The 11,472-nt window shown below is 61.8% G+C and carries 11 protein-coding genes and 1 pseudogene; 1 reads left to right on the plus strand and 11 read right to left on the minus strand.

The features are described 5' to 3' along the window. From FJ986_RS30625 to FJ986_RS19150, 4 genes are all read right to left on the minus strand, one after another. Positions 1-319 (minus strand): hypothetical protein (locus tag FJ986_RS30625; protein WP_210241341.1); only part of this gene is annotated, 319 nt, incomplete at its 3' end. Further along, on the minus strand, positions 319-1,005 hold the full coding sequence (locus FJ986_RS19145) for an AAA family ATPase (protein ID WP_246674846.1): 687 nt from the start codon (positions 1,003-1,005) through the stop codon (positions 319-321). The genes FJ986_RS19145 and FJ986_RS30625, both read right to left, overlap by 1 nt. Further along, a complete protein-coding gene (locus tag FJ986_RS30865; RefSeq protein ID WP_246674848.1) occupies positions 906-1,199 on the minus strand; it encodes an AAA family ATPase in 294 nt (97 codons plus the stop codon). The genes FJ986_RS19145 and FJ986_RS30865 overlap by 100 nt, the downstream gene beginning before the upstream one ends. Continuing rightward, on the minus strand, positions 1,196-2,455 hold the full coding sequence (locus FJ986_RS19150) for a DNA repair exonuclease (RefSeq protein WP_140523209.1): 1,260 nt from the start codon (positions 2,453-2,455) through the stop codon (positions 1,196-1,198). The genes FJ986_RS30865 and FJ986_RS19150 overlap by 4 nt, the downstream gene beginning before the upstream one ends. 407 nt (positions 2,456-2,862) lie before the next feature. On the opposite strand from FJ986_RS19150, the gene FJ986_RS19155 reads away from it, so the two are divergent. Further along, positions 2,863-3,786 (plus strand): nucleotidyltransferase and HEPN domain-containing protein, encoded by a 924-nt coding sequence (locus tag FJ986_RS19155; protein WP_140523464.1) that lies wholly within the window; start codon positions 2,863-2,865, stop codon positions 3,784-3,786. 57 nt (positions 3,787-3,843) lie between these two features. Here the strand turns inward: FJ986_RS19155 and FJ986_RS19160 are convergent, their stop codons facing one another. The 7 genes and pseudogenes from FJ986_RS19160 to FJ986_RS19190 all read right to left on the minus strand — a co-directional run bounded on the left by FJ986_RS19160 (position 3,844) and on the right by FJ986_RS19190 (position 11,423). After that, positions 3,844-4,479 (minus strand): AAA family ATPase, encoded by a 636-nt coding sequence (locus tag FJ986_RS19160; RefSeq protein WP_140523207.1) that lies wholly within the window; start codon positions 4,477-4,479, stop codon positions 3,844-3,846. Positions 4,480-4,508: 29 nt separating this feature from the next. Then, positions 4,509-4,726: pseudogene (locus tag FJ986_RS19165) on the minus strand (3-keto-5-aminohexanoate cleavage protein); the annotation flags it as partial. Next, a complete protein-coding gene (locus FJ986_RS19170) occupies positions 4,723-5,667 on the minus strand; it encodes a 3-hydroxyacyl-CoA dehydrogenase (RefSeq protein WP_140523204.1) in 945 nt (314 codons plus the stop codon). The pseudogene FJ986_RS19165 and the gene FJ986_RS19170, both read right to left, overlap by 4 nt. Before the next feature lie 13 nt (positions 5,668-5,680). Further along, positions 5,681-6,487, minus strand: coding sequence for an SDR family oxidoreductase (locus FJ986_RS19175; protein WP_140523201.1), 807 nt, complete (start codon positions 6,485-6,487; stop codon positions 5,681-5,683). A 453-nt stretch (positions 6,488-6,940) separates the two neighbouring features. Then, positions 6,941-8,350, minus strand: a complete 1,410-nt coding sequence (locus FJ986_RS19180; protein WP_140499610.1) for an amidohydrolase — start codon at positions 8,348-8,350, stop codon at positions 6,941-6,943. 18 nt (positions 8,351-8,368) lie between these two features. Next, the gene (locus FJ986_RS19185; protein ID WP_140523199.1) at positions 8,369-9,805 is read right to left on the minus strand and encodes an aldehyde dehydrogenase; all 1,437 of its coding nucleotides are present in this window, start codon (positions 9,803-9,805) and stop codon (positions 8,369-8,371) included. 34 nt (positions 9,806-9,839) lie between these two features. Further along, the gene (locus FJ986_RS19190) at positions 9,840-11,423 is read right to left on the minus strand and encodes a GMC family oxidoreductase N-terminal domain-containing protein (RefSeq protein WP_140499615.1); all 1,584 of its coding nucleotides are present in this window, start codon (positions 11,421-11,423) and stop codon (positions 9,840-9,842) included. Between the last annotated feature and the right edge of the window lie 49 nt (positions 11,424-11,472).

The following is an 11,472-nucleotide window of genomic DNA, read 5'->3' on the forward strand; positions in this document are numbered from 1 at the left end:
AATGGCGGCGATCTTTCGATGATGGAGGCAGGCGAGTTGCTTGGCATGTCGGAGCGGCAATTCCGACGCTACCGCGACCGTTAGGAAGAGGCTGGGGAAGCTGGGTTGCTGGATCGGCGGCCGGAGAATGCAAAAGTTTCGGGACGTTTTGAGCCGTTGGAATGGCGGCGATCTTTCGATGACGGAGGCCGGCGAGTTGCTTGGCATGTCGGAGCGGCAATTCCGACGCTACCGCGATCGGTACGAAAAGGCTGGGGAAGCTGGCTTGCTCGATCGGCGTCTGGGCAAGAATTCGACTCGTCGGGTCATGATGCTGCATCAGGACGGCAGACGCGTTCTCAGGCTGGCGTCGATCTCGATCATGTCGGCGACGCTGCCCGTCCAGGTCCGTGACGGTGAAGCGATCTCTGGCAACTCGGCCAGCTGGGCTTGCTTGCGTCGGATATCGGCAAGGATCGGGATCGCGCGAAGATAATTCGCGATCGTATCGAGCCTGGCCGACAGCACCGACCGCTCGGCGATGCTGCGGTCGTAGTTTTCTGTCGCGTCCAGGCGCTCTGTCTCAAGGGTTTCGAAGGTCGACGCCAAGGTGTCGATCGCCTCCCTCCTCGACTTCAGTTCCGCAAGCCGCTTCTTGAACAGAGCAAGCTCGGTTCCGTGTGCCTGCTTGCGATAGAGCCTGTCCGCCTCGGCCTCGAGCAGGCTCAATGTATCGCTTGCATGCCCGAGGCCGGCGCTGGCCGTGAACAGCAGCTTGCCGAGGTCACCGCGCGATTCCAGGATTGATTTTCCACCTGCTTCCAGCGTTTCGTCGTCCAACGAGAACATGGTCTCGTAGGCGTCGCGCGACAGGCCGGCGAGATGGGATGATATCGCCATTTCGCTGACTGGTTGGCCAGTCGCGTTCAGCAACGAGTTGGTGCGCTGTTTGGTGCGTGTGAAAATCTGCTCCGCGCCGCCAAGTTCGAGCACCCCGCCGATGCGCATTGCGCTGTACTCGTGCACGAAATTGTAGCGGCTGCGCTCCTCGATGCCGAACAGCAGATCTCGAGATAGCCGGAAAGCACCGTCGACTTGCCGGCCTCATTCAGGCCGAAGACGACATGCAGGTCGGGACCGGATTCCGGTTTCGGCCCGAAGTCGATCGTCCTGTCGGTGAACTTGCCATAACGGATGAGATCAAGTCGCCGCAGCCTCATTGTGACCCACCGGCCTTGAGGCGGGCGGTAACAAGGTCGGCGCCGCTGGCAACCACCCTCTCCAGGAACAACTCCTGCTCAGTCTCGTCCTTGCCGGCGAAATCGCGCCCGTCAGGCGGAAAATCCGCGATCATCTTTTGGACCAACGCCCTCGCCTCGGCACGGAAGGCTTCCGAGCCGGCATCGGCGCGCATGGACTCTGCGAGCTCGAAAATCGGATCGGCGACGCCCTCGGATGTTTCGGCTGCGGGTGGCGAGACGTTAAGTTCGAGCTTCTCCACCCAGGTTTCGCCTACCTGGTCCGCGACCTGCTCAGCTTCCGCGAGCAGCAGATCCCGGTCGCGGATCAGTGCCCACGATAGAGGTGACGCCCCGGTCAGGCCGAGGCGAACCACAGCATGACGGGATCTAACGGAGGCGCGCACATCTTCGAGCGCGGATCGGACACGCTCGACGATCTCGGACCATTCCACCGTTTCGGTCACGTCGACGTTCACCCGCTCGAATTGCGCGATACTGGTGAGCCTTTCCTCGATCTCGATGGTGCGGTCGTCTTGTATCGTCACCAGGGTGACGGATTTCTCGCCGGCCTCGTTGATGTCCCTGCCCTGTGGAATTCCTGGCATCACCACGGTGCTTGCCCCGGGATGGACTTGGCGGACATGGATGTGCCCAAGCGCCCAGTAGTCGAAACCGTGGCCGTGCAGGTCAGCGACATTGCAGGGGGCATAGACGTCGTGGCCCGGCGATCCGGCCAGGCTGGTATGCATGATACCGACATTGACCGCGCCCTCGCGCGGCGCTGAGTACTTCGGGAGTAGACTGTCCGGCGCCTTGGGGCTGGCAAAGCTCAAGCCGTGGAACATGACGTCAAGCCCGCCGGCTGTCTGCAGCACGGTCTGGGGACGGCCGCCGAAGATCGTGACCGTGTCAGGGAACACCAGCTGTTTCGATATCCGCGACAGGGCGTCATGATTGCCACGGATCTTGAAAACCCTGATGCCGGCCTGATGAAGCCGTGTCATCTGTGACGCCAGGAAGCGGGCCGTTTTCATCGAAGTCTGATCGCCATCATAGAGATCGCCGCCAATGACCAGGGCATCGACACGTTCCGTGAGGCAGAGGTCAGCGATCGAGACAAACGCCTGACGGCTGGCGTCTCCGACGAGTTCGGCAAGGTCGGGGTTTCGCATCGCCAGCGAACGCAGCGGCGAGTCGAGGTGGATGTCGGCGGTGTCGACGAATCGAAATGGCATTGGAAATCTCCGGTTTGAACATACCGGTGTTCGACCGCGGCTCGACAGGGAAAATCTTAAGAAAATCCGGCGGCCGATACCGCCGCCCCCCTTCCGCATGAGTTCGCCGACATCTTCCGAGCTAGAAGTCTGTTCGCTTATTCGAGGACCGAGCGCGACGCTGCGGGACAGACCCTCCACAGATAAAAGCGCTGGGAAATGGTGGGGCAATGTATTGACGATACCCCCAACATTGCAGTGATACGTGATGAGCTTAAATCCCTCTGCAATGTTTAGGATGCTGACTTAACAACTCTTCCATTTGATGTCGCACGGTGTGCGTTGCTCAATTCGGCCGAACGAGGCAGTGTGTGGATTCGGGGCCTCGTCTCGGCTATGCACACACGATGGACGACAGATCCTTGTTTATGAAATCCAGCATCGACCACCTCCCGCCACCAAAGCAGCGCGAGCTGAGAAAGACGGTTGAGCTGCTCCTCGAGGAGTTTGAGGATGCCCTCAAGGGAGGGATGACCGACTTCAAAAAGCGCGGGCGCATTCTCAAGATCATACTTTTCGGGTCCTATGCACGTGGTGGCTGGGTCGACGAGCCGCATACCAGGAAGGGCTACCGTTCGGATTTCGACCTGCTTGTGGTGGTGAACAATCGCAAACTGACCGATTTTGCCGGCTATTGGCAGACGGCAGCAGACCGGTTGATGCGCGAAATCAGCACGCCAGTCAGCTTCATTGTACATTCCCGCCGGGAGGTGAACACTGCCCTCAGGGAGGGTCAGTACTTCTTTGTCGACATCCGTCGCGAGGGAATTGTCCTCTACGAGCTCGACGAAGAATCGCTGGCGCATCCGGCACCTACGAAGCCGGCCGATGCATTCCAATTAGCAGCCGAACACCTCGAAGACAGGCTGCCGCACGCCCGAGTATTTGCAAAGACAGCTGGATTTCTTCTCAGCGAATCCAATTTCAAGGAAGCGGCCTTTCTCCTTCACCAATCAATCGAGCAGGCCTACGCGGTGTTGTTGTTGGTTCTAACAAATTACAGCCCTGCCTCTCACAACGTCAAATTCCTTCGCAGCCTCGCTGAAGATCAAGCACAGGAACTTGCCGAAGTTTGGCCCCGCGACCAGCAGCGTTTCGTAGCTTGGTTCAACGTCATCAACGAGGCTTATGTGAAAGCGCGCTATTCGAGGCACTTCGAGATCACTCGCGAAGCGCTCCAGTGGCTTGCCAAGCGGGTCTCCGAGTTGATCGATCGTATCGAAATGATCTGCCGATCACGGCTTGAAAAATTGAGGAGCGAGGCAAATACGGCTGATCAGCAAGCGGGCTAACTTCGCGATTGCACCAATTCCGGTGTGATGTTCGGAATTATCTGTCGTCGTCCGAATTTAAGTGGGGCTGCCCACGTCGTGTGCGAAGTCGTTTCGGCACTCGTATAGAACCTTGAGCACATCGCTGCCGCACGACATGCCGCGAAGCGTGGTCTCTATCCGGGGAAGACGAATGCTGCCGAAGCCGCTGGTACCCGCAGCGCAATTCTGGAGGAGATGGCACAGCGCGCGAAGGGAGGTGTTTTGCCCGTAGGTGGCGATTGCCACGTAGGCGTCGGCTCCTTCAACGTTGTGTTCGGCGTCAATCCTCAAGCAGTCCTCCCGCGTCGGCTGCCCGATCTCGAAACGCATGCCGATACGGCTTTCGATCTGATCCATAGCATGGGTATCACGCCTCGTGCCCGCTAACCGATGAGTGTTGCCGGCGAGCAGTAAAGCGAAGCCGCATCGCTCCTGAAGATGCAGCAGCTCCCGCAAAACAGTGGGTGTGAAGTTCTGATATTCGTCCACCAGCAACGGGCGCGTCGGGCCGTATCGGGCGCCCAAAAAATTCATGCAATCCTTCGCAAGATCGTATGTGTGCTTGCTGTCCCTTTGGACGCCGTAGGCGTCGTGCAGCATCAGGAACATCGGCCTGATAGCCTTGGTATGCTGCGCAACCTCACAATAGGCAGCTCCGCTTTGGGCGGCTATCCAGTTGAGCGCTACAGTCTTTCCGAGTCCTCGGGTGTCTGGTCGGGCTTGCCGGTTTCCGGGTCTCGCGCGTGCAAATGCAGGATCGCGGCACCGGCCTCGGCCGCGGCGATCGCCTCCGACGCGATCTGGTCCGGTGTGATCGGCAGGTAGGGCGACATGGTCGGGGTGTGGATCGCCCCGGTCACCGCACAGGTGATGATGACCTGGTCGCCGTCGCGCCGGGCTTGCGGCTGGTTTCTTTCATTGTCCGAACTCCTGATCCGATTTTTTCTTGTGTGCCGCCAGCGCCATCAGCCGGCGATCCCGCCAGACCTGCCGGTCACCCAGTTTTTTCCTTGGCAGGCGCTTGCTGCGCTCGGCCTCGACGGTTGCCATGACCTCGCCCGCCCAGTCGACCCGGCGCAGCATCTGCGGGAAGATGTTGGAGTAGATGCCCTGGTAGCGATCGACATAATCGCGCACGCCGCCGGGCGCATTGAGGTCGATGGTCTCGAACGGCCCCATGAATGACCAGCGCAAAGCCAACCCGTCGCGGATGCCGATGTCGACATCCTCGACGCTGGCATAGCCGTCGACGAGCCGGAAGGCTTCCTCAAGCAAGGCGCCCTGCAACCGGTTCATGATGAAACCGTCGAGCTCGCGCTTCATCACCAGCGGCGCATGACCGGCATCGATAAGGAAGGCGCGGGTTCTTTCCAGCGTCTCAGCGGACGTCCATGGCGCTGGCACCACCTCGGCCGCCGGAATGAGGTAGGGCGGATTGATCGGATGCACGACCAGGCAGCGGTGCCGCCCCTGCAGATGGTCGGTGAACTTCGACGGCAACAGCGCCGAGGTGGAACTGGCGATCACCGTTTGCGGGCCGGCCAGACTGTCGATCAGGGAGAACACTTCCCGCTTCACATCGAGGTTTTCAGGCGTGTTCTCCTGGACATGGATTGCTCCAGCCAGCGCCTCCTCCAGTTCGACCGCGATGGCGATGCGGCCAAGCACGGTGTCGACGGACTGCCCACGCAGCAGGTCGTTCGAAGAAAGATCGCCAAGCACGCCTTCTATGTAGTCGCGCGCGCCGCCCGTCGCGGCGGGCGACTGGTCCCACATCCGCACGTCATGGCCGGCGCGAGCGAAGCTGATCGCCCAGGCCCGCCCAATGAAACCGCTGCCGACAATCGCAACCTTTGCCATGGATCGGCCCTCCTCAGAGCGTTTCGACGTTGCCGTCGACGCCGAGCGACTGCCCGGAAATGTTGATGCCGGCGTCCGACAGCAGGAAGGCGACCATCGACGCGACATCATAAGGGCTGGTCATGCGACGCAGCGAAATGTTTTGGAGATAACGATCGGTCATCTCCTCGTGGCTGATACCGACCTGCTTGGCGCGCGCCGAGATAACACCTTCGATGCGGGGTCCCTCGATGATGCCGGGCAGGATGGCGTTGACCCTGATGCCGTGCAGCCCAAGCTCCTTGGCGAGGCTTTGCGTGAAACCGATGACACCGCACTTGGCCGCCGAATAGGGCGTGCGGAACGCATAGCCGTGGCGGCCAGCCGCCGACGACATCGACACGATCGAGCCCCCGCCCGCCGCCTTGATCAGCGGCACGGCGCGCCGGGCGCACAGGAACTGGCCGGTCAGGCAGATGTCGATGCAGCGCCGCCAGTCGTCCGGATCGATCTCGTCGACACCGCCTGTCGGCCCGGCAATGCCGGCATTGTTGATCAGCGCATCGAGCCCGCCGAGTTCTTTCTCGACCGCCTCGAACAGCCGGTCGACGTTATCGTCGCGCGAGACGTCGGCCTTCACTGCCGCGATCAGGTCGATCTTGTCGGGCGCAGCGGCGAGCGCTTCGTCGGAAACGTCGCAGACAACGACGCGGGCGCCGAGCCGCGACAGCGTGTCGGCTATGGCAAAACCGATGCCCCCCGCACCCGCTGTCACCAGAACGCGCTGGCCTTTCAGCCCAGCCAGAAATTCGTTTGCGGAGTATGGCGCGCTCGAACTCATGATCGTCCCTCTGACAAGCTCGGCCGGAAATGATACACCCGGCGAAAAGTGACGACCGTCAGCACTTGGGCGGACGAGTTGCTTGAGCGTAAACCGGAACGGCAGGTCACAGTCGCTCTCGCCAACAAGGTAGGACGGATCGATAGCGCGTGAGGAAAGCTACCGCGCGCCGCACCCTTGAGGATGACCGACAGTCGCACGAAAAGACGTCCCCTTTCGGCAGGAGAGAACGACATCAGTGATGGAGATCCGGGCAACCCGAGGATCGGGAGAAGTGATTCAAAGCCCATCGCAGTGCAACAGCTTGATGAGGGCCGATCAACCGTCACTATCACGGGATCGTTCACACATCTTCCAGGAGAAATCCCATCTTCGGGCAAAGTATGTCGCTTCGCTCCAGCGGTTCCTTTGATTAGGACGACAAAGATGAGCACGATGCCCGGCATCATACATCTAGCCGTCCAACGGGGGCGCGAGGTGGGGCGGCAGGATCTGTACTGCGGGATCGCGCGCCAACCTTGCTGCATGTTCCTCCTTAGCTGAAGCTAGCAGATCGGGGTGGCTAAAGAGGTCCGCCGCCGTCGCCGCCAGCGCTTTGGCAACATGGATCATGCCCTTGTGTGCATGTGGCGATTTGCCCTGCGCCGTTACTTGCCATGTGTGCAAAGGCGTGCCGATGGCATAGGTCGCGCCATATGCCTGCACGGTCGGTACGGCCCAGCTCACATCGCCGACATCAGTCGATCCAAGCATCTGCTTGCCACCGGAAGCGGCGCCGACGATACCGTCGCTGAGAGCGCTGTCACTCTCCTGAAGCCGGAACATCGCATAGGCTGATTGGATGTGCTCCCTTGTCAGCGTGGCCTGGATCTGCCCCGCGAACGCTTGGTCAGCCGCATCGAATTCCGGCGGCCCCAGCATCTCGAAATTCTGCGCCATCGCTCCCTCCATAACGCGATTGCCAAGCAGGCTGTTCATCGCACAGACAAAGCGCGACTCCACTTGTGTCTCGCTCATCAGCGCTGCACCCTCCGCGATGCGCTTGACCCGCTCGACTAGCATCAACACCTCGGAGGCTCGCGGCGACCGAACCATGTAGCGCACAATTGCGGCCGCCTGCACGATGTTCGGCGCCGGACCGCCCGCATTGAGATAGGCGTAATGAACCCGGCAATCGGAGGGGATGTGTTCGCGCAGATAGTTGACGCCGACGCTCATCAGCTCAACGGCGTCGAGCGCGCTGCGGCCGAGATGCGGCGAGCCCGCAGCATGGGCGGACCGTCCAGTGTAAGAAAAATCAAGGATCGCGTAAGCGAGCGAGGCCGGCTCCATTACGCCCGCGAACGAGAAGGGGTGCCAGGAAAGCGCCGCGTCGACGTCAGCGAAAACCCCGTCGCGAACCATAAACGCCTTGCCCGATCCGCCCTCCTCGGCCGGGCAGCCATAATAGCGTACACGCCCGGGCAGGCTGTTCGCGGCCAGCCAATCCTTCGTCGCCGTAGCGGCGAGCAGTGCGCCGGCCCCGAGCAGATTGTGTCCGCAGCCATGTCCCGGTCCATTGCCGGAAAGACGCCGGTGTTCCGCTACGCCGGCTTCCTGGCTTAACTCCGGCAATGCATCGAACTCGCCGAGGAAGGCGATGACCGGGCCGCCTTCGCCTGCCTCGCCCATGATGGCCGTCGGCATGCCGGCAAGGCCGGTAGCAACTCGGAAGCCCTGATCGTTAAGCGCCTTCAGATGCTCGGCCGACGACCGATGTTCCTGATAGTTCAGTTCGGGCGTTTCCCAAACCCTGTCGCTCAGTTCGATGAAGCGCCCGGCCTGACCGTCGACATGCATCCATATTCCATGGCCGTTGCTCATTATCGCTCCGGAACTCCCTCAGACTGCGACAGTCTTGTGCTCGATGTAGTGATTGATGGCTTCCGGGCCGAACTCGCGTCCCACGCCGCTTCGCTTGAAGCCGCCAAAGGGGGAGAGCAGGTCCGAGGCCGCGTTGTTGATCGTCAGCCCGCCGCTGCGGATGCGGCGGGCGATCGCCAGACCCTGGTCAGTATCGTTCGTCCAAACCGAACCGGAGAGACCGTACTCCGACTCGTTGGCGAGCCGCACTGCCTCATCCACCCCGTCATAGGGGATGACGCAGACGACTGGGCCGAAGATCTCCTCCTGGGCGATGCGTGAGTTGTTGTCGACATTGGCAAAAACCGTCGGCTTCACGAAGGCGCCGTGATTGATGCCTTCCGGCATTCCAAGGCCGCCCGTCGCAAGTTCCGCGCCGCTTTCCAGCCCAGACTGGATGTAGTCACTGACCCGCTGGCGCTGGCGCTCGGCAGCAACCGGACCGAGGAAAGTTTGCGGGTCGGCCGGATTCCCGATCTTCATACCCGTAACATTGTCCACCAGCGCCGAGGTGAAGGCATCGTGGCGCCGGCGCGATATGAGTATCCGAGTCTGCGCAACGCAGACCTGGCCGTTGTTCGGAAACGAGCGGTAACGCAGCGCCTCGACCGTTTCGCCGATATCCGCGTCGTCTAAGACGAGCGCCGCGGACTTGCCACCCAGTTCTAGGCTGACTCGCTTCAGCTGCGCACCGGCGAGGCTGGCGATGCGGCTTCCGGCGGCGGTCGACCCGGTAAAGCCGATCTTGTCCACTCCCGGATGCGTGACGAGATACTCGCTCACTTCCCGGTGCGCTACCAGGATGCTCAGCACGCCGTCCGGCAGTCCGGCTTCGCTGAAAAGTTCGCCCAGATATTGGCCGTCAATCGCCGTCTCCGGCGCCAATTTCAGAATCACCGTGCATCCGGCAAGCAGAGCCGGAAAGAGTTTCGCTAGCGCGACCTGATGCGGTGCATTCCAGGGGATGATGGCGGCAACCACGCCGACTGGTTCGCGGATCCAGATGGACGTCCCTTTCGGGAAGCCCTCGCGCTTCACTTCCCAGGGATAGTGTTCGGCCGCGGTCAGATAAGCCTGGCCCTGATCACGGATCAGGGCCTGGATCGCCGCGGCGAACCACGCGGGAGCGCCCATTTCTGCCGTGACCAGTCGGGCAAATTCCGTGGACCGCGCCTCGTAGAGGTCGGTGAATTTACGGATGACCGCGATGCGCTCGGCTACCGGCATGCGCGGCCACGGCCCTTCGTCGAACGCTTTGCGCGCCACGTCGACGGCAAGGTCGATGTCCGCCTGTGCGGCGAGCGGAGCCGTGCCGACCAGGCTGCCGTCGTAGGGCGAACGAACTTCGATGGACTCCGGGCCGAGCGGGTCGACGCGCCTGCCGCCGATGAAATTGTGCTTGAAATTCCTGGTCATTGCCCGTCTGGCTCCTGTTCCGGCTTGCCTGGGATCAGGGATGGATGAGATCCGCCGCCCGCTCGCCGATCATGATTGCAGTCGCGTTGGTGTTGCCCGCGATGTGGCGCGGAAAGATCGAGGCATCCGCCACCCACAGCCTCTCGGTGCCGCGCACGCGCAGTTCCGGCGTCACCACCGCCTTATCGTCGATCCCCATCCGGCAGGTCCCGACCGGGTGAAGGAAGGGGACCGTTGCCTTGCGCACATACTGCTCCTCCGCATCGCGGCCGGCCCCCTCGGGCGGCACGTCGATCAGCTCGCGCACGTGGTTTCCGAATGGCGGCGTCGAAGCAAGGCGGCGAATCCAGGCCAGTCCGCGTAGAACGCAGTCCAGGTCGTCTGGGTGGTCGAGGAGCCGCGGATAAATCGCGAGCGGCGTGCGCGGATCGCTGCTGCGTAGTTCCAGACGGCCAGTACTCTTGGGGTAATTCACGTTCGCCAGAATGGTGACGAGATTGCGCGTGGGGACGCGCAGGCGTCCGCTTTCGCTGAAATAGCCGAACGGGAAGAGGTGGAACTGGAGGTCGGGCACCTCCTGCTCGGGTGTGGATTTGAGGAAGGCGAGCACCTGCGCGGTCGGCACGCTCAGCACGCCACTGCGCGACAGCGCCCACTGCCCGGCGGCGCGCAGCCGGCCCAGGGCCGACGCATAGGCATTGCCCGTCTTGACGTCCATTTCGGCGCGGACATAGAGGCCCGGATGCTCCATCAGGTTGCGCCCGACGTCGGGGCTGGCGACGCGCACTTCGATGCCATGGCGACTCAGTTCGGCCGGATCGCCGATGCCCGAAAGCATTAGGAGCTGTGGCGAGTTGATGGAGCCTGCAGACAGGACCACACCGCGGCGTGCTGTTGCCCGGATTGTCTTGTCCCCGCGCATGATGTCCACGCCCGAGGCCCGCTTACCCTCCATGACGATACGCTCCACCAGCGCGTCGTCCATGAAGGTCAACTTATTGTCCTTGAGACGTGGGAGGACGAAGGCGTCGAACGCCGAATGACGCAAGCCCCCTGTCGTGGACCCTTGATTCCAGGCGACCCCTTCATGCGAGCTCCCGTTCAGGTCCGGGTTGCGGGGCACGCCGGCATTGACGAAGCTGTCAATGAATTTCTGCGATAGTGGGTGTTTCCAGCGCAGCGATGAAACCCGGAGCGGACCCATCCCGCCGCGGTGAGAATTGTCCCTGTCGTCGTCCGCCGTCTCCATCTTGCGGAAATAGGGAAGCACGGAGGCCCAGCCCCATCCCTTGTTTCCCAGCGCCTCCCAAGCGTCGTAGTCGCCGGCCGCGCCACGAATGAAGATCATCCCGTTGATGGCCGACGAACCACCCGGAACCCGCCCGCGCGGCCAGGCTTCCTGCAGTCCGTTACGGCTCGGATCAGGCTCGGTGACGTAGTTCCAGTCGTACCGGTTGTTACCGATCGTATACATGAGCGCGGCCGGTACGCGCGTCAGGTGGAGCTTCTCGCGCTTGCCCGCTTCGAGGAGAAGGACGCTCGCACCCTTTTCGACAAGCCTGGCGGTGAGCGGTGAACCCGCACTGCCCGAACCTACGACGATATAGTCGAATTCCATGATACGCTTGCCTCATCGGGATTGCGGGGCACCGCGCCGGGGTCAGGGG

The sequence above is a fragment of the Mesorhizobium sp. B1-1-1 genome (assembly GCF_006442955.1).
Lineage (GTDB): Bacteria > Pseudomonadota > Alphaproteobacteria > Rhizobiales > Rhizobiaceae > Mesorhizobium.